Genomic DNA, 19,536 nt, shown 5'->3' on the forward strand with positions numbered 1-19,536 from the left:
GAAGAGCGCTTTCGTCTTGATTTGGCACGTTGACGCACACGCGAAGCTCCTTAAAGCCGCTCATACAAGAGGGGCTCGAGAATGATTTTCCCGGGCCCCTCGTCCTGGTTTGCAGGCGCCTGCCTAAGCAGGTCAGTTCTTGTTGGCCTTCTTGCGCTCGACAGCCGAAAGGATGCGCTTGCGAAGGCGGATGCTCTTGGGCGTCACCTCAACGAGCTCGTCGTCCTCGATGTACTCGAGCGCTTCTTCAAGCGTAAACGTCATCGGCGGCGTAAGCTGGATCGCCTTGTCGGCACCCGACGAACGCTGGTTGCCGAGCTGCTTGCTCTTGGCGATGTTGACGACCATATCGCCTTCCTTGGCCGACTGCCCCACGATCATGCCCTCGTAGCAATCCTCGCCCGGTCCCACGAACAAGCGGCCGCGTTCCTGCAGCGTATCGAGTGCGTATGCAACGCTCTTCTCGGTGGACATCGAGATCATCGAACCGTTCTTGCGACCGTTGAAATCGCCGCGGTACGGACCGTATTCGGAGAAGTGATGGAACATGTTGGCCTCGCCGCGCGTCGCGTTGAGCAGGCGCGTGCGCAGTCCCATCGTTCCGCGCGTGGGGATCTTGAATACGAGATGGGTCTGATCGCCGCGCTGGAACATGTCGGCCATCTCGCCGCCGGCGCTGCCGAAGACCTCGATCACCTTACCGGCGTATTCGCTCGGCGTGTCGACCGTGGCCTCCTCGATGGGCTCCATCTTCTTTCCGTTCGCGTCCTTCTTGATAAGCACGCGCGGGCGCCCTACTTGGAATTCGAATCCCTCGCGACGCATGGTCTCCATGAGCACCGAGAGGTGGAGTACGCCGCGGCCCGCAACTTCCACGCCCGTCTTGTCTTCGAGCTCTGCGATGCGCATCGAGATGTTGCTCTCAGATTCGCGCATCAAGCGTTCTTTGAGTTGGCGGGCGCCCACGATCTCGCCCTCGCGACCCACAAGCGGACTCGTCGACGCTTCGAAGACGACGGCCATCGTGGGCTCTTCGACTTCGATCGGATCGAGGCGGACCGGATGTTCGCGGCTCGTCACCATGTCGCCGATGTCGGCATCGTCGACGCCGACCACTGCCACGATATCGCCGGCGTGTACTTCGAGCTGCTTCTTCTTGCCGAGCTCCTCGAAGGTGAACACCTCCTTGATGGCGGTGTTGTAGCGCGTTCCGTCGTTTTTGATAACGAGTACCGGCTCGTTTTTATGGATGGTGCCCGAGAACAGGCGCCCGACGCCGATGCGTCCGACAAAGCTCGAGTGGTCGACCGTGCAGATCTGCAGCGCAACGGGGCCGTTCGGTTCGCAATCGGGAGCAGGAACCTCTTTGAGGATCGTCTCCAAGAGGGGGATCATGTTCATGTTCTCGTCTTCGGGAGCATAGCGGGCGTATCCGTTTACGGCGCTCGCGTAGATGATCGGGAAATCGAGCTGTTCGTCGGATGCCTCGAGTTCGACCATGAGGTCGAATACCTCGTCGACCACCTCTTCGGGGCGTGCACCCGGACGGTCGATCTTATTGATGACGAGCACGATGCGCAGCCCCAGGCTCAGCGCATGGCGCAGCACGAAACGGGTCTGAGGCATCGGGCCCTCGAACGCGTCGACGATGAGCAGCGCTCCGTCGGCCATGTTGAGAACGCGCTCCACCTCCCCGCCGAAGTCGGCATGGCCCGGCGTATCGATAACGTTGATCTTGACGTCCTTGTAGCGGACCGAGATGTTCTTCGACAGGATCGTGATGCCGCGCTCGCGTTCCTGGTCGTTGGAATCGAGCACGCGTTCCTCAACCTGCTGATTCTCCCTGAACACCCCGCTCGTGTAGAGGAGGCGGTCAACCAGCGTGGTTTTGCCATGGTCGACGTGCGCGATGATCGCGACGTTGCGGATGTTTTCTTGTTTCATTCTGCTTCTTTCTGTTTTCTTGCCGAGTGATTCTCGTCGATCAGAGGTCGTCGAGCTCGTCGGATATGCGACGCTGCTCGGCGTTGAGCTCCTGGATATGAGTATCGAGATTGCTAAGCGTCCGCTGAGCGGACACGATCGACACGATGCCCCAAACCGTAGCGGCCGATGCGATTGCCGCGACGATGCCGAACAAGCCGAACGGCCGGCGACCCGTGAACAGGGCAACGATGGCGCCGATACCGGCCATGAGCATGCCGTTGCGACGTTCGTCGAGCACGACGTCGCGCTGCGCGACCAACTGCGTGCGCGCTGCCGCGATGCCCGCAAGCCGTGCTTCGAGCTGGCTGGCGGCCGAGTAGCCGCCGCTTCTCTGAGAGTTCGACGAACTTGCGGCGCGCGTCGCCTTCGATCCCTTGCCGCTCGTCAGGTACTCGTAGGCTTCCTGCAGGTTCTTGAATTGTTCGGTAGCCCGCTCCTGCAGCTTCTTGTTCGTGGCAAAGCGGTCCGGATGCAGGATCTGCGCAGTTTCCTTGTATGCGGTTTTGATGTCGTCAATCGTCGCGTCTTCATCGAGACCGAGAATACGCAATGCTTCGAGCCGATTCATCTTCAATCCTGTGGTCGCTTTACGGTCAATCGCAGTGCGTATCTTACCACGCATGGCGAACTGGGGAATCGATACACGGCGGGCATCGCAGGTTCCGCACAAGGAAGCTATTCATTATTCTTCATTCGAGTTATTTTTCATGAGCATCAATCAAATCCAGTAGTTCCTGCTTATCGTGGACACCGAGTTTTTGGTATATCCTTTTGCGATACGTTTTCACCGTATTTTCGGAAAGGTACAGCGTTTCTGCAATATAGGGAGCCGATCGTCCCCTGCAAAGCAGAACCAGCACTTCGAACTCTCGCGACGACAAACCTTTTTTCTTCGCCAACGCACGACAACGTTCACTATCAAGATTTTCCCCTCGCACGGTTTCCCCTAACTCGGAGGTAAGAAGCTGCATTCCCGGCGACCGCGCAGGTAAAAAGAACACGATGGTGAACAGGATTACGAAAAGGAAAACCGGTACAAGCGGCGTATCGGTGAACCCGAATTTAAAGTAGGAGACACAAGCGCGCACCGTCCAATCTATGAGAGAAATGAACGCATACCCCACTGCCATCACCAACGGCGGCTCATATGCACTTTTTCTGCCCAGCCGTGTGAGAAAGTAAACGAGGAACATGAAAACGAGCTCCGCAGCCGCACTGAGAAACACCTGCACGACCTGGGTCGTCCCAAATAGAGACATTGCCAAAAGACCTACCGCAAGCACGAAATACGCTATTTGCCAGAATAAAGTCCAATCGATTGCTCGTTTTAGCCGGAACATCCAAAGAAGCATGAATAGACTGAAACCGATATCGATGATTTGAGCGGCGGCTATGAGGTATACGGAGGAATAGCCGCTGCGTGATATATGTCCTACGTTGATATTGAATGTCATGTTGAGAAACGACCAGAGGATGAAGAAAAGCATGATCGAAAGAATCGTTTGCCACAATGACAGAATGGTTCTTACCGTATAGCGCGCTTCAGAATTCGGTACTGGCTCTTCGAGGGGTTTGATTTCCTTCGTAAGAATCGTCAGAGCAAAGAGCACCATCCCGTACAACAGGGGAAGCAGAAAAAGCGGCAACCCGTAGCTCACCATCTTTAGAATCGATATCATGATAATGGCGAGAAGCACCCTGATGAGCATTTCCTTTGCGCCCATGGCGGCATATCTCGAAGCCCATCTCACAACGAACCATGCCATGAAGAATCCTACCGAGAATACGCTGAAAACGATGAGGGGAAATTCCATACCCCACAGGTCTTCTTGACTCAGGACGCATAATCCTACGAGCGTGCAAGCAAGGCATAGCCAATCGATAACCCGATAGGGAATTCTGTTTTTGCCCGCCATGACCAAGCAGAGAGCTATCGCGATGCAAGATAAACCGCAGAATCCAAACTGGTTGCACCACCATACGTCAGTGGACACCAGATAGATCCGAGAGCTCGCCCAATGGGCGAACCCATACCAACCCCAAAGCCCGATCGAATCAACGAAATATGTGCGTAGTTTCGACGCTTTCATAGACCCCCATCCCTGCGTTCGATTCTCTCACGATATTCCTCGGCTGAATACTCCCTTCTTGGATTGTCCCTCTTTCGGGTGACAAGATTATTCCTCTTGTCTCCTTTTGGGAGGCTTTCTCACCTCGTCTTTACCCATAGGATGGTCTTCGATCGGACGGGCGGCCTAGGTTTTTTCAAGCCCGTTCGGAAAAGATCGCGAGAAGGAGGGTCATATGAGGGACGATTTACTGCAAACGCGTCGAAGTTTCATCAAAGCTGCGGGAATAGCGGCCTTGGGCGCTGCGGCGGCGGGAATGATGGGCTGTTCGGCGCAGACCGCGCAAAACGATTCGGCACAATCACCAAACGAGATCGCCTGGGACGAAGAATACGATGTCGTTGTCGTGGGGGCAGGAGCAGCGGGAATGGCAGCTGCACTTACGGTTTCTACCGAAGGGGATACAGCAAGAACCCTTTTGCTCGAAAAGGGAAATTCAAACCTCGGCAATGGGAACAGCATTTTCTCTTCGGGCATTATCTTTTCAGGAAGCGATGCGGAGAGCCTGTTCGAATATATGAAAGAGTTGCGAGGAGAGTTCTCGGGAACCCCCGATACCGTGCTCAAAGCTTACGCTGACGAGATCGTACACCACAAAGAATGGCTCAAAGCCCTTGGAGCTACCGACGACATGCTCGTCGACTATGCCGGTACTAACTGGGAATGGGGCGAATTGCCCCATGCAACGGCAACCGAACTCTTCAGCTTCAACAAAGAGGACGAAAACGATATGACCCATGTCGTGAAATTCCTCAATGCCGCACTTGAGCAGCGTGCTGATTCTGTAACGCGCTTGAACGAAGCGCCTCTCGTCGCATTGGTGCAAGACCCCGAATCAAAGAAAGTACTCGGAGGAGCTTACGAGTACAAGAACAAAACCGTATACGCCAAAGCAAACAAAGGCGTCATCATGTGTTGCGGAGGATTCGAAAACGATAGCGTCATGATCCAAGACTATCTCTCTTATCCCAAAGCCCACCCAGCGGCAGGCCTCTGCAACACCGGTGACGGACACCGAATCTGCGGAAAGCTCGGAGCCGATATGTGGCACATGAACAGCTATGCCGGCGGATGGAACAACGCCGTCAAACTAGACGGATCGGAAATGGCTCCCTATCGGATGCTCAAAAAGAATCAGGGCATCAGTGTCGGCATCAACGGACGACGTTATTATATGGATTGGGATGGCACCACCATGTTCGGCGATTGGGTGGGAACGGATATCTCCTTGAACTACGGATGCAGGCACGGGCATCAAAACTTCGGCGGTGACTGGGCATGTCTGCCTCAACCAAGCACATCGTGGTTCGTTTTCGACAGCAACGGATTGTCGAAAAGCGCCTATCTCGGAAAATACGCGTCGAGCAACACGCTCACCACGCAGACGCAGACGACCGATAACGAGTACGAGGTCGACCCGGTAGCCGACGGATACGGGTACAAGGCCAACTCCATAGAGGAGCTTGCAGAACAGATGGGCGTACCGGTTAACGAACTTGTGAATACGATCACCATATGGAACGAAAGCTGCGCCAAGGGAGAAGACGATCGCTTCTACCGTCCCCCTGACACGCTCGTCTCAATAGACACACCGCCGTTTTACGCGGTGAAGTGTATGCCAGAAATTCTCAATACCGACGGCGGGCCTCGGCGAAACGAAAAGGCACAGATACTGGATCTCGACGGCAACCCCATACCGCATCTGTACTCTTCGGGAGAATCGCAGCGAGAAACGTTTTAGCTGAGAGCGACTAATCTTCAAACAAAAAGCCAAAATAAAGAAAAAGCAGCCGACCAAGATCGGCTGCTGTGCGTTTCATGGTGGAGCTTAGGGGGATCGAACCCCTGACCTCAGGCTTGCAAAGCCCGCGCTCTCCCAGCTGAGCTAAAGCCCCACGATTGGGTTCCGGCTTCCCGGATGCACTTCCATCACGTCTTCATTAATAAACGCTCCACCGGCAAACTCGGCTCACGGTGGAGCGTTTATCGCAAAAAATGGTGGGCCCGAATGGATTTGAACCAGCGACCTCACGCTTATCAGGCGTGCGCTCTAACCAACTGAGCTACGGGCCCGTAAAAAAAGTGCCTGAACACTGTATAACAAGACAAGTCGGCGGGTCAAGAACTTTTTTCTGTTACCATACTAGCACGGATACGGTCGAAAGCAAAACCCGACCGATATGCCGCTCAATCGCAAGGAGGTGCCATGGTTCCCGTTAAAATACAAACGCTCATCGTGTCGAGCGCACCTTCCCCCTCGATCATCGTGCTCCAGCCCGTTGAGGAGGCTTCGCAAAACAACAAGTTTCGCATTGTACCCATCTGGATCGGTGTCAACGAGGCTACCCAAATGGGCATCGCCCTTGAAAAGGCCCGTTTCTCACGTCCGATGACGCACGATCTTTTTCTCGATGCGCTCACCAATCTTGATGCGCGCATCGATCATGTGCTTATTAACGAGGTGAACGGTCCGACCTTCTACGCCAAGCTGGTACTCCGACAGCACAGCCGTCTCATCGAACTCGATGCACGCCCTTCCGATGCACTCGCTCTCGCTATTCGCCAAGAAGCTCCGATCTACATGAACGAGGACGTTCTCGAGCGGGCTTCGTTTCCCTATGTGTTCAAATCGAATCCTGACAAAGAGGCCGAAGTCGAAGAGTTCCGTAAATTCGTCGAGGACCTCGCGCCCGAAGATTTCGACGAATAAGCCCCGAGGATAAAGGCGAACAAGAGCCGTCCTCTGCGCGGCGCTATTCCCCTATGAACGAAATCACCCATTCCGTCTATGGTTTGATCTGCTGGTAAGCATTTTTCCACGTTCCGTTGATTCCACTGCGCGGCGCTGCATGCGATGTTGGTAGCGGGGTTTCCCCTTTAGCCAAGAACACAGCAACAGAAAGGAATCCTGATGGGGACTATTTCAAGGAGAAGCTTTATTCGGGGAGCAGGATTGGGCGCATTGGGGATTGCCGGGGCGGGGGCCTTGTCGGCATGTTCTCCCTCATCTGAAGAAGGATCGTCGACGAAGGCAAACTCTACCGCTTCGGCAAGCGAAAGCACCGCTTCGTGGAGGACGCCGCCGAGCGATATACCCGAAAGCGACATCGTAGACACGTACGATTGCGACGTGCTCGTCATCGGCCTCGGCCACGCGGGCTGCTGCGCACTGCGCGCGGCGGCTGAGGCAGGTGCGGTTGCCTTTGGCATGGACACGGCGGCACAAGACGCGTGGTCGTTCCAGGGATTCCAGATGGGACACATCAACTCCTCGTACCTCAAGAGCGTCGGAGTACCGGAAGTCGACACCATCGAATTCGTAAACGACTGGCAGCTGCGCTCGAATAACCGATCCAATCCCGCGCTCATCATGAACTACGCGAAGAACTGCGGCGCTACTTTCGATTGGATCTTCGACAACCTGAGCGAAGACGATTACAAATCCTTCTCCGTTCGGTGCCTGTCCGAGAACGGACCCCACATGCGCGAGTTCGGAGGCATGAAATCGTGGGTCGGCACCGCAACCGCTGGCGACGGAATGCTCGAAGCCGCCCTCAAACGATGCGTCGACGCGGCGGAGAAGAGCGGCGGGCAGGTGCTGTTCGAGACGAAAGGCGTCCAGCTGGTAACCGACGCGGACGGTGCCGTGATCGGAGCAATCGGAGAAGGGCCGCAAGGGTATGTGAAGGTGAACACGTCGAAGGGCGTCATCATAGCAACCGGCGGATTCGGTTCGAACGAGGAGATGCGCGAGGATCTTCTGTACGAGATCAAGCAAACCATGGGCGCGAACGATGCGATGGCCAACATGATGGATCGCGACGGGTCGGGTATCCAAATGGGATACTGGGCCGGCGGCAGGCTCGATCCCTGCATGGGCACCATGGACGGAGCCTATTGGTACCCCTGTGATTCCCCCACCGACCCGCTTGGTGCAACCGCAGCACTCTGGATAAACGCAGACGGCTATCGCTACAGCAACGAGGGTTTCGGATCGACGGAGATCATGGCCCTTCCTGGCGCCCGCCAACCCGACGGCATGATCGTCACGGTATTCGACAGCAACGTCGAGGAACTTTTGGAAGTCCAGGCGTTCGGGCACATGGGGTTCGACACTACATTGGGGTACGACGCCCTGCATGAAACCATGGATAAGGCGTATGCAGGCGGACCGAACGGTTCAGCCGACGGCGAAGAAGCAGCGGAAACCGAGGCGGGAGCCAACAAGGCGATGGGAGCTGGAGCCGTCGTCTACGCTGCCGACGACTACGAAACGCTGGGAGGTTATCTAGGGTACGAAGGCGAAGCGCTCGAGAATTTCGTCGCTTCGATCGAACGGTACAACGAGCTGTGCGAGCAAGGCTCGGACGAGGATTTCGGAAAAGACCCCTCGCTCATGATCCCCGTCAACAAACCTCCCTACTACGCATACGGGGGGACAAAGGCTGTAGGCGTGCTGATGGTTACCGTCGGCGGACTTCTCATCGACCAGAACGGTGCCGTTCTCGGAGAAGACTATCGCCCCATCAAAGGACTCTACGCGGCGGGCAACGCCTCGGGTGGGCGGTTCGGGTGGCAGTACTTCACCTCGATCGCCGGGCAGAGCCTCACCATAGCTCACACGCTCGGCAAGCTGACGGGTGAGTACGTAGCCACATCATAAGTCGGCTTCCCTCGGAACAACAAACAAGCGGGAAAGCGTCTCGCCCCTCGTCTCACGAGGCGCTTTCCCTTCTGATCAGATCGACCAAATCCATTCGAGAGGGCACCCCCGTTTTACGGTAAATGCTTTTCAGATGGCTCCGCACCGTGCTGTCGGAGATGAAGAGCATCTTGGCAATGTAAGGGGAATTGTACCCTTGTCCCACGTATGCGAGCACTTCTTCTTCCCGACGAGACAAGCCGTAGCGCTGAGCAAGTCGTGTGCAAACGCCATCGATGTCATCCGATCCCATTACGCTTCCGTCCGTCCGCACCGGAGAAGATTTCCTCATTTTCCAAAGCTGCAATGCAGGAGAGAACAGCAGATACACCATGTACGAAGTCGAAAGAACCAAAAGGAGCGATCCTCTCTCGTCGGTTGAAAGCTCGCTTTCCCTCAGCATGCAACCGATGAAACCCGAAAACGAGAACGCGATAAACGACAACCCGACAGACCAATACGGCGATAGCTGATTCTGCCGATTTGCGATGAGGAGGAACGCAACAGCAAACAACCCCAATCCCGAGAAAAAGACGGTAATGCCACCCGCACCGACCATGAATGCTTGCGAATTAACGGGAAAACTATCGAGAATCAAAAGCACGGCTGCAATCGCCGGGAAAAGAACCCAATAGATGAACGGCGCGGCGAACTTCTTCTTTCCGAATCGGGTAGCGAGAAAGATCAGCAAGGAGGCTACGCCGAGACCGAGCGACGTTCCCGATACGTCTACGCTCGGAAAGGGAACCTGGAGCGCGTTCGAATATACCGCGAAGATAGATAAACCGATCATAGACGAAGAGAGAGCCTTGAACACTTCGGCGAAAGAAGGCCTCGAAGAAAACAATCCGTCGTAATCATCGTTACCATCGCTGCGGCATACCAGCTGTCGAGGATCCGAGCCCCTATTTGCCCATAGCGAGCGAATCGGTTCCGCCATGCCGACAACCAACAGGACGAGCGAAAAAACGACCCTGCTCCCCTCGGGAATCAAGCAAAGCGCCTGAACAACCACTACCGCGCAGACCACGACAAGGGCAGTTTGCGCGAGCGTTTGCCTGAAATCACGCACTTCCAAGCACAGCAACCAGCCGATACTGAGGAAAGCGACGCCAATGCCGAAAACAAAGCCCGCTACTTCAAATTTAACATGAGAACGGAGTGCAATCATCGCCACATAGCCCAAGAGATAGAGCGCGGCCCCCAAACTCGTAATTGCCGCATTCTTCGCCCTATCATTGAGGCGAGAGGTATTCACGAGCAAGGCAGCGAATCCGCCAATCAATCCACCGATAAACACCGATCCCGAAGATGTTCCGAAACCCGCTACGCCCACCATGACCGCTTCACTAGAAGACATCCTCAGAAAACACGGCAGCACCGTAGCGGCAAACGATACTCCACTCAATCCGAGAAAAAGCTTCGCCATCGGCTGCTTCCGCGTCATTTCAGATTGATTTGCCGCGTGCATATTCCCACCCTTCCCGCATAGAGCTATCATCGAGAATCGTTGCTTTCAGTATATAGCAGAGACAATGCCCCTTAGCCGCCATTGCAAGCTCCGATGTTTCACGTGAAACATCTGTTCGTACACCTCACGAATCAAAAAGAACGCCGGACGGATTACTCCCGTCCGGCGTTCGAATATCGAGCACTTTTCAGATGCGGTAAGGAACCCTTACTCCTCGTCCTCGTCGCCTTCGTCATCGTCGTCGATGTCGATGTCGGCTTCGCTGATCTCACCGTCGAGCGAGCTGTGAATATCGTCTTGCGCATCCACGATCGTCTCGGGTTCGTCAACGGTCTTCGGAGCCTTGCGTTTCTTACCCGCCGTCGAAATGGCAACCGCTGTCACCTTATCGCCTTCGCAGGCCTTCATCACGCACACGCCCTGCGTCGAGCGGCCGAGCTGCGAGATGCCCTTGACCGGGGTGCGCACGACTACGCCCTCTTCGGAGATGATCATGAGCTCGTCGGTGTCGCGGACGATCTTCATGGCCGAGAGCAGGCCTTTCTTCTCAGTCATTGTGATCGTGAAGACGCCCTGGCCCCCGCGATGATGCTCGGGGTATTCGGCAACCGGGGTTCGCTTGCCGAAGCCCTTCTCGGTGATCACGAACAGCTCGGTTCCGGGTTTGGCGATCTCCATGCCGAGCACGCGCACGCCGGGAGCCACGGTCATGCCGCGAACGCCCATCGTGTCGCGACCCATGGCGCGGGCCTCGCCCTCGTCCCACATGATCGCTTTGCCGGCCGACGATACCATCATGACCTTCTCGCCTTGGGCAACGCGCTTGACCGAAATCAAGGTGTCGTCGTCCTTGAGATTGATGGCGATGAGGCCGTCGCGGCGCGTACGATCGTACAGGCTCATCGAGGTCTTCTTCACCATGCCGTGCGAAGTGGCGAACATGAGGTACTCGTCTTCGGGGAAATCCTTGGTCGCAATGACCGCCGAGATGGTTTCGCCCTTGGAAAGCGGCAGCAGATTTACGATCGCCGTGCCGCGCGCGTGACGCGAGGCTTCGGGAAGCTCGTACACCTTCAGGCGATACACCTTGCCCGCCGTGCTGAAGAACAGCATGTAGGCGTGGGTCGACGCGATGAACAGATGCTCGACGAAATCGCTGTCTTTGAGGTTCACGCCCTGCATGCCCTTGCCGCCGCGCTTCTGCTGACGGTACGTGCTCACAGGCAGGCGCTTCACGTATCCCGCTTTGGTTACGGTAACGACCATGTCCTCTTCGGCGATAAGGTCTTCCACGTCGAAATCCTTAGCCGCTTCGGTGATGCGGGTGCGGCGCGGCGAGTTGTACTTCTTCTTGATCTCGAGGAGTTCCTCTTTGATGATCTCGCGCACAAGCGCCTCGTCTCCGAGAACGCGCTTGTAGTATGCGATCTTCTCGAGGAGTTCGTTCAACTCGGTCTCGATCTTGTTGCGCTCCAAGCCGGTCAAGCGGCGCAGGCGCATCTCGAGTATCGCGTCGGTCTGCTTCTTCGTAAGACCGAAGCGCTCGGTCAAACGCTCGCTCGCTTCGCTATCGGTCTGCGACGAGCGGATGATCGAGATGACCTCGTCGATGTTGTCGAGCGCGACGATCAATCCTTCGAGGATATGAGCACGTTCCTCCGCTTTTGCGAGCTCGTAGCGAGTACGGCGCACGATGACTTCCTGCTGATGCTGAATGTAATAATGCAGCGTCTCCTTGAGCGAGAGCACGCGCGGCACGCCGTCGACGAGCGCCAACGTGATAACGCCGAATCCCACCTGCAGCTGGGTATGCTTGAACAGCTTGTTGAGAACAACCTGCGGGATCGCGTTTTGCTTGAGGTCGATGATGATGTCGATGCCGTGGCGGTCGGCACCGTCGTGTACGTTCGACACCTCGGGCAGCTTCTTGTCGCGAATGAGCTCGCCGAGCTTCTCGAGGAGGCGCTGGCGGTTCACCTGGTAGGGGATCTCGGAGACCACGATGGTGCTGCGGCCGTTCTTCCCCTCCTTGACCTCGCACTTTGCGCGGATGGTGAGCGAACCGCGTCCCGTTTCGTACGCGTCGAGAATCCCCTTGCGGCCCATGATGATGCCGCCCGTCGGGAAATCGGGGCCGGGAAGCGCCTTCATGAGTTCTTCGGTGGTCACATCGGGGTTATCGAGCATCAAACACGTTGCATCGATCGTCTCGCCGAGGTTGTGCGGCGGAATGTTGGTTGCCATGCCGACCGCGATACCGCTCGAACCGTTGACAAGCAGGTTCGGGAAGCGCGCGGGCAGAACCTTGGGCTCTTCCAAGCTCTCGTCGTAGTTCGGTTGGAAATCGACCGTCTCTTTCTCAAGGTCGCGCAAAAGCTCCATCGCGGCCTTGTCGAGACGAGACTCGGTGTAACGCATGGCAGCCGCGCCGTCACCGTCGATCGAGCCGAAGTTTCCGTGGCCGTCGACGAGCGGAACGCGCATCGAGAAGGGCTGGGCCAGGCGCACCATCGTGTCGTACACAGCCAAATCGCCGTGCGGATGGTACTTGCCTATCACGTCGCCGACCGTACGGGCCGACTTCATATGGGGGCGGTTCGGGGTGTAACCCGACTCGTTCATGGCGTAGAGGATGCGGCGGTGCACCGGCTTCAAACCGTCGCGCACATCGGGCAGCGCACGCGCCACGATAACGCTCATGGAGTATTCCAGGAACGAGGTCTGCATTTCCTTGCCGAGGTAGGCGGTGCGTACGATCGTACCGTTGCCGCCGTTTGCTCCCTCGACGATCTCGCCATGGGCACTCGGCATATCGGTGATCATAGACCGCGCCATCATCTCCTCGGATACAACCGATCCGATCTCGCCACGACCGGAATCGGCATCGTCGGATTCCGTATTGTCGAGAACATCATCGTCATCTTCGGCGCGCTCGAGCAGGCGATCGAGATCCTCGGGCAGTGCGTTTTCGCCGCCTTCGGATTCGTCGGTCGAATCGAAATCTTGTGTTTCGTCAGTCACGTACCTTCTCCTTAAATATCAAGGAACCGCACGTCGCGTGCGTGCTTCTGGATGAATTCTTTACGGGGTTCCACCTGGTCGCCCATGAGTTCGCTCACCACGCGTTCGGCTTCGGCGGCATCGTCGATATTCACCTGCAAAAGCGTGCGCGTTTCGGGCTCCATCGTGGTTTCCCACAGCTGATCGGGATCCATCTCGCCAAGACCCTTATAGCGTTGGACGTCGAACTTATCGGGATTGTCATATTCGGCAAGCGTAGCGGAAAGGGCGCTTTCATCGTAGATATAGCGCTCGATCTTCGTGGAACGCGAGTTCTTCTTCTTGAGTCCGAAGATCGGCGGCTGAGCGATGTAGATATAACCGCGCGTGATCAGTTCGGGCATATAGCGGTAGAAGAACGTCAACAGAAGGCAGCGGATGTGCGCTCCGTCGACGTCGGCGTCGGTCATGATGATGATGCGATGGTAGCGCGCCTGATCGGCGTCGAAATCTTCGCCGATGTTGGTGCCGATCGCCGTGATGAGCGATGAGATGGTATCCGACGAAAGCGAACGGTGCAAGCCTGCACGCTCGACGTTCAAGATCTTGCCGCGGAGGGGAAGGATCGCCTGGTACTTGCGGTCGCGGGCCTGCTTGGCCGAGCCACCTGCGGAATCGCCCTCTACGATGAAGATTTCTGATTCTTCCGCTTTCTTGCTCGAGCAGTCGGCGAGCTTGCCGGGGAGCGCGAACGAATCGAGCACACCTTTGCGGCGGGTCATCTCGCGCGCCTTGCGCGCGGCTTCGCGCGCTTTCAGCGCCTGCGTCGCCTTTCCGATGATACGCTTCGCGGGAGTCGGGTTCTCCTCGAGGTATTCGGCAAGACCCTGCGTTACCGCATTCTGCACGAGCGGGCGGATCTCGGTATTGCCGAGCTTGGTTTTCGTCTGACCTTCGAACTGCGGATCATGCAGCTTAACCGAGATGATGGCCGCCAAACCCTCACGCGTATCGTCGCCTGAAAGATTCGCATCCTTCTCTTTGAGGATGCCTTTGTTGCGCGCATACTCGTTGATGGTACGCGTGACCGCCTGCTTGAAGCCGTCGAGATGCGTGCCGCCCTCGTGCGTGTTGATGTTGTTGGCGAACGCGAGCACCGAGTTCGTTGAGTACGACGTCGACCACTGCATCGACACCTCGACCGTGCCGTCCTCATTCTCCGCCTCGAAGTAGATCGGCTTGTTGAGCGTTTCCTTGCCTTCGTTCAAAAACTTCACGAAGTCCTGGATGCCGCCCGCATACTGGAACACTTCCGTCTTGGGATTTCCCTCGTCGTCGAGCTCGCGTTCGTCGTAAAGCACGATCTTGAGCCCCTTGTTGAGAAATGCCATCTCGCGGAAACGGTTGGCAAGCGTCGTGTAATCGAACACCGTCGTCTCGGTGAAGATGGTCGGGTCGGGCCAGAAGGTGGTCTTGGTTCCCGTACCCTTCGCCGAACCGACTTTCGCGAGTTTCTCGGATGTTTTGCCATGGTCGAAGGCTATCTTGTATTCGCCGCCATCGCGTTTCACGAATACCTCGACGCGCGAGGAGAGCGCGTTGACAACCGAAACGCCGACGCCGTGCAAGCCGCCGGACACCTTATAACCTTCGCCGCCGAATTTACCGCCGGCGTGGAGGATGGTTAATACGACTTCGACCGTCGGTATCTTCTCTTTCGGATGCTTGTCGATCGGAATGCCTCGACCGTTGTCGGCGACGGTTACGGAGTTGTCGGGGTGTATCCACACCTCGATCTTGTCGCAATATCCGGCCAACGCCTCGTCGACAGAGTTGTCGACCACCTCGTACACGAGATGGTGCAGGCCGCGCGGGCCCGTCGAGCCGATGTACATGCCGGGACGCTTGCGTACCGCTTCCAAGCCTTCGAGGACTTGAATATCCGAACCATCGTAATGCTCAGGATTTTTCTGCGCCACGTACTGCTCCTTTTGTACTGCATTTTTCTTGATGTGATGAGCTGTCAGCGGATGTGCATGACAACCTGCAAATTATACCATATATAGTAGTTCGATGGTATCGATTTTGAACGCGTTTAAGGCAACAGAGAACGCACACAAGAGCCGATTGATGCCTTGCTTGTCATTTTTCTCGTTTCAGCGAATAATTCACTGTAAAACAGCAATCATCGCTTTATCGATCGCTCATCTTCCGCACCCAACCTAATAACGCGGGCCTGCGCGAGAATGTCTTCGGAGAAATATTGGAGGTTCGTTGTCGTGATGAAGGTCTGGATGTCACCGGATATGAACCCTACCAACGCATTCCTTCTCTGTTCGTCGAGCTCACTCATCACATCGTCGAGCAAAAGGACCGGTTTCTGATCGAGCATATCCCGGATCAACGCCACTTCCGCAAGTTTGAAACTCAGCACGATGGAACGCTGTTGTCCCTGGCTTCCGTATATGCGGGCGTTCTTTCCCTCAATGAAGAATTCGATTCGATCGGCATGGGGGCCTATTACGGCATGGCGGCGTCGGCGCTCCTCTTCCCTGCCGTCATTCAGAGAAACGCGCATCGCATCGAGCGCATCCTCTTTGCCGAGGACGAACGTCTCCGTCTTTTCAGGATCGTGCTCTTCCCACGAGGGAACATACGCCGCCTGAATCGATTCGCTCCCATCGGTGATTTCCCGGTAATACCGTTCTATCTCTCGCAGCAGCTTCACAAACAACGAGCTTCTATAGCAGTACAGTTGCGTGCCGACCGCGAGCAGCGTTTCGTCGACCGCATCGAGATACGACGGTGATCCTTCTTCTTTCAGAAGGCGGTTCTTATGCTGAAGAATTTTTTCGTAATCTTTGCGTATAACGTAGTAGTTCGGAGAAAGCTGCGAGCCGAGCGCATCGAGGGCGGCGCGCTTGCTGCCTTGAGATCCTTTGACAAGATCGAGATCGTCGGGAGTGAAAGCGACAGCCGGCAGAAGCCCCTTCAGCGTTTGAATCTTCTTCGGCTTGCCGTTGAGCGTGTAGGACTTTTTACCGTCCGCAATGCTCAATGCGAGATCAAGGTCGCGCGATGCGCTTGAAAACTTTGCCTGGAGCCGTGCATTCTCATTTCCCCATTGGACGAGCTGCCTTGCAGTCGGATTGCGAAACGACGAGAGCGCGGTGAGCAGCTCGATGCCTTCGACGATGTTGGTTTTGCCGATGGCATTTCTTCCCACGAACACCGTCAGCGGGCCGACATCGTCCAGTTTGAACATCGGATAGTTTCTGAAATGGTCGAATCTAACCGATTCGATCCGCAGATCCTTGGTATCGGGCGCGCTGGTTGTCATCGATGGTATCGGATCGCCTTGCAGGTTTTTATGAAATGCGCACGGGCATGACCAGATAGAGGAAGTTCTCGCTTTCCTCCGCCTTGAATATCCCCGGCTTCATCGACGATTGGGCCTCAAGGTACACTTTTTCGGTTGTCACCGCGCTTAAACCGTCGAGCAGATAGGCGTAGTTGAACGCGATTTCGACATCTTCGCCCTCGGCTTCGCACGAAAGAGTTTCCTGCGTCGAACCGACATCTTGCGCCGTGCTTGACAACAACGTGGTTTGCGAACCGATATTCACGTCAAACTTCACCGGGGTAGCCGTATTGCTGAGCAGTGATGCGCGTTTGACAGCAGCGATCAGGTGACCAACGTTCATCGAAGCCCTCGTAACGTACGCATCCGGGAGAAGTTGCTTGTAGTTCGGGAAATTTCCCTCGATACGGCGGTTGACGAACACGGTATTGCAGTAGGTAACCACGATCTGGTTGTCGGCGAGCGCCAAGGAAACGGGATTGTCGGTTTTAGGAAGAGCCGCAATGTCTTGAAGGAACGATCCGGATATCACGGCGTTGAATTCGCCCGCCATATCATCGGGAACATCGGCTTCGGTAACGGCGAGACGGTACGAGTCGGTTGCCACCATCTTGAGAAGTTTATCTTCGAGGGTGATCAGAACGCCGGTCAGGATTGCCCGGGATTCGTCTTTGGATACTACGCGAGCAACGCGTTTCACCATCGTAGAGAATTGATCGAAGGGGATGTTGATGCTCTGATGTACGTCGACTTTGGGAAATCCCGGAAAATCTTGTGGATCGAGCGTCCTCAACGAGAACGATGCCGCATCGCACGTAACGACGACGGCTTCCTCGTTGCCGGCAACGTGTACTGCTGCATCCGAGAGATTCTTGATGATTTCCGCAAAAAGCTTACCGGGCACCACCGTTTCGCCCTCTTCTTCGACAAGGGCGTCGACGCTGTACTGGATGGACAGCTCGAGGTCGGTCGTTTGAAGAGTGAGGGAATCGCTGTGCGCCTGAATGTACACTCCCGAAAGAATAGGCAATGTCGAGCGGGTGGAAACGCCCTTCATGACGATCGTCAGTGCATTTTGTAATTCGGATTGGTTGATGCTGAACTTCACGATTGCTCCCTTTCGATATCGTATGGAACCAGTATCGCAAATAACAAGCGGGCACGGGGCGCCGTTCTCCAATCTACGCGCCCAAACCATTTCAATCGGTCCCCGCCGCCCGCCTCATACGGCGGGCGTCCGCATTATTTTCTTCGTCGTTTCCTCCGTATCGTCTTTCTCCACCCCGACTGCAGTCCCCAATATTCCCTATCCCAGTTCATTCGGCTTTCCCATGGTTCCTGTTTTTTCACTGCCCAGCGCCAGTCACGTCCTTATTCAACTTTTTCTTTCTTTCATGGAAAGAAAAACGCTGTTTTAGCCACCACCTCCCTCGTTTTCCACATTTCTTTTCATTTCGACTGTGGAAAATGGGGAAAACTATTTTTTCATTCGCAGAGACCTGTGGAAATCCACGAAAGCGCATAAAGTCAAGCATCCGTTTTCGAAATTCTTTACATCCACACCTCATGATTCCAATACGGGTGTTTTCAGATAAAAATGCACTATGAACTGGTATTTTTCAATTCATACCCAGTAATGATGATTTCATTGCAGGGCGTTTGCGTTAAAAAGCGAACAAAGATTTGATATTTTCCCAAGGTGAATTTTATCCATCTGGGAAAACGCATTCGCGGCAATTGTCAAGGAGTAATTTCAACAATCGACGCTTAGTTATTCACCATATTTCGGGTTTCCTGAAATCCATTTTCCGAGTTTTCAACAATTTCTGAATAAAAAGTGGATAACTCGGAAAAGTGCCTGTAAAACTACGTTTCCGTTTTGAATAATTTTGAATACTTGCTTAAAAATCGACTGAAAACACGTAGAATGCTTGAAGTCTCGCTGAAATCGTGTGAATATGTCTGAATACTGCTGAATAATTTACTGAAATAGCTTGAAACTACAAGGAATTTTTCTGAATACCGTGCCGACAGACCAGAACATTGCTTCTAAATCCGCTGATGGGAATAAGGCGGATTTCAATTACACGTTCGTTGAAACCATCGCCCGCATCGCGGTCTACGACGATCTGAGAAGCGCCCCTCGTGTCATCGAAATTCAACCGAACACCACGGCGGAGTTCATTGAAAACCTTGCATCGAAAATTTACGAGCAAGCAAAGCTTTCCGGGGGGACCATTCCCTATACCGTCATTCGCGAAGTGTCGGAAAACTTCATTCACGCTCAGTTCTCCGAAATCATCGTTTCGATTCTCGATCAGGGAAAAACGATTCGTTTCTCCGACCAGGGGCCGGGTATAGCAAACAAAAACAAAGCCCAACTACCTGGATTCACTTCGGCCATAGAACCCATGAAGCACTATATTAGGGGTGTTGGCTCCGGGTTGCCCATCGTCAAGGACTACCTCGATTTTTCCAACGGCACCATCACGATCGAAGATAATCTCGAGTGCGGAGCCGTCGTAACGGTAAGCCTTGCTCCCCCGCAGAAGGAACAGCAGCATCAGCCGAGAATAGAATCGCTCACACCTCCCCTCAGTGCTCGGGAGAAAGAATTTCTACCCTTCTTCCTTCATGAAGGAGCTCTCGGTGTCACCGATCTGGTCAACCTGACCGGTATGCCTCAGTCGAGCACCTACGTGACGCTGAAAAAGCTCGAGGAATACGGTCTTATCGAGAAAACGGTGAATCAGAAACGCATCTTGACCGATTTAGGGTTCCAAGTAGCGAATTCCCTCTAGCTTCTTTGCCTACTCCTTTGCCGACCGTGCGTATTTTTACTACAATCTCATCGAGAGCGTATAATCGATACCCATTTCCGTTCGCC

Annotated in this window: 12 protein-coding genes and 2 tRNA genes; 4 read left to right on the forward strand and 10 right to left on the reverse strand. The window is 55.0% G+C overall.

Translation table 11 applies throughout. From position 1 onward, the window contains the following. Positions 1–132 precede the first annotated feature (132 nt). The 3 genes from typA to MWL89_RS16205 form a co-directional block, all read right to left on the reverse strand. Entirely contained in the window at positions 133–1,944 is a 1,812-nt protein-coding gene (gene typA, locus MWL89_RS16195; protein ID WP_102380339.1) for a translational GTPase TypA, read from the reverse strand. 40 nt (positions 1,945–1,984) lie between these two features. Beyond that, a complete protein-coding gene (locus MWL89_RS16200) occupies positions 1,985–2,554 on the reverse strand; it encodes a J domain-containing protein (protein WP_102380340.1) in 570 nt (189 codons plus the stop codon). Positions 2,555–2,684: 130 nt separating this feature from the next. Beyond that, complete coding sequence (locus tag MWL89_RS16205; protein WP_244387420.1) at positions 2,685–3,800, reverse strand: helix-turn-helix transcriptional regulator; 1,116 nt, start codon at positions 3,798–3,800, stop codon at positions 2,685–2,687. A 490-nt stretch (positions 3,801–4,290) separates the two neighbouring features. On the opposite strand from MWL89_RS16205, the gene MWL89_RS16210 reads away from it, so the two are divergent. Continuing rightward, positions 4,291–5,856, forward strand: coding sequence for an FAD-dependent oxidoreductase (locus tag MWL89_RS16210; protein WP_244387421.1), 1,566 nt, complete (start codon positions 4,291–4,293; stop codon positions 5,854–5,856). Positions 5,857–5,934: 78 nt separating this feature from the next. Here the strand turns inward: MWL89_RS16210 and MWL89_RS16215 are convergent. Further along, a tRNA-Ala gene (locus tag MWL89_RS16215) sits at positions 5,935–6,010 on the reverse strand. 101 nt (positions 6,011–6,111) lie between these two features. Further along, a tRNA-Ile gene (locus MWL89_RS16220) sits at positions 6,112–6,188 on the reverse strand. Positions 6,189–6,321: 133 nt separating this feature from the next. On the opposite strand from MWL89_RS16220, the gene MWL89_RS16225 reads away from it, so the two are divergent. Both MWL89_RS16225 and MWL89_RS16230 read left to right on the forward strand, forming a co-directional pair. Next, positions 6,322–6,825, forward strand: a complete 504-nt coding sequence (locus tag MWL89_RS16225) for a bifunctional nuclease family protein (RefSeq protein WP_244387423.1) — start codon at positions 6,322–6,324, stop codon at positions 6,823–6,825. A 201-nt stretch (positions 6,826–7,026) separates the two neighbouring features. Beyond that, entirely contained in the window at positions 7,027–8,778 is a 1,752-nt protein-coding gene (locus tag MWL89_RS16230; protein ID WP_244387425.1) for an FAD-binding protein, read from the forward strand. 52 nt (positions 8,779–8,830) lie between these two features. Here the strand turns inward: MWL89_RS16230 and MWL89_RS16235 are convergent, their stop codons facing one another. The 5 genes from MWL89_RS16235 to dnaN all read right to left on the reverse strand — a co-directional run bounded on the left by MWL89_RS16235 (position 8,831) and on the right by dnaN (position 17,757). Further along, the gene (locus MWL89_RS16235) at positions 8,831–10,246 is read right to left on the reverse strand and encodes a helix-turn-helix transcriptional regulator (protein WP_244387427.1); all 1,416 of its coding nucleotides are present in this window, start codon (positions 10,244–10,246) and stop codon (positions 8,831–8,833) included. Between the two features lie 249 nt (positions 10,247–10,495). Beyond that, the gene (gene gyrA / locus MWL89_RS16240) at positions 10,496–13,099 is read right to left on the reverse strand and encodes a DNA gyrase subunit A (protein ID WP_279611974.1); all 2,604 of its coding nucleotides are present in this window, start codon (positions 13,097–13,099) and stop codon (positions 10,496–10,498) included. A gap of 221 nt (positions 13,100–13,320) precedes the next feature. After that, positions 13,321–15,267 carry a DNA topoisomerase (ATP-hydrolyzing) subunit B gene (gyrB, locus tag MWL89_RS16245; protein ID WP_102380347.1) on the reverse strand — a complete coding sequence of 649 codons (1,947 nt, stop codon included), beginning with the start codon at positions 15,265–15,267 and terminating at the stop codon, positions 13,321–13,323. Positions 15,268–15,473: 206 nt separating this feature from the next. After that, the gene (gene recF, locus MWL89_RS16250) at positions 15,474–16,628 is read right to left on the reverse strand and encodes a DNA replication/repair protein RecF (RefSeq protein ID WP_244387428.1); all 1,155 of its coding nucleotides are present in this window, start codon (positions 16,626–16,628) and stop codon (positions 15,474–15,476) included. A gap of 28 nt (positions 16,629–16,656) precedes the next feature. After that, the gene (gene dnaN / locus MWL89_RS16255; protein ID WP_244387430.1) at positions 16,657–17,757 is read right to left on the reverse strand and encodes a DNA polymerase III subunit beta; all 1,101 of its coding nucleotides are present in this window, start codon (positions 17,755–17,757) and stop codon (positions 16,657–16,659) included. 886 nt (positions 17,758–18,643) lie between these two features. Here dnaN and MWL89_RS16260 point away from each other — a divergent pair. Continuing rightward, positions 18,644–19,450, forward strand: a complete 807-nt coding sequence (locus MWL89_RS16260; RefSeq protein WP_425226276.1) for an ATP-binding protein — start codon at positions 18,644–18,646, stop codon at positions 19,448–19,450. Positions 19,451–19,536: the final 86 nt, after the last annotated feature.

This window comes from Raoultibacter timonensis (genome assembly GCF_022845715.1).
GTDB classification, from domain to species: domain Bacteria; phylum Actinomycetota; class Coriobacteriia; order Coriobacteriales; family Eggerthellaceae; genus Raoultibacter; species Raoultibacter timonensis.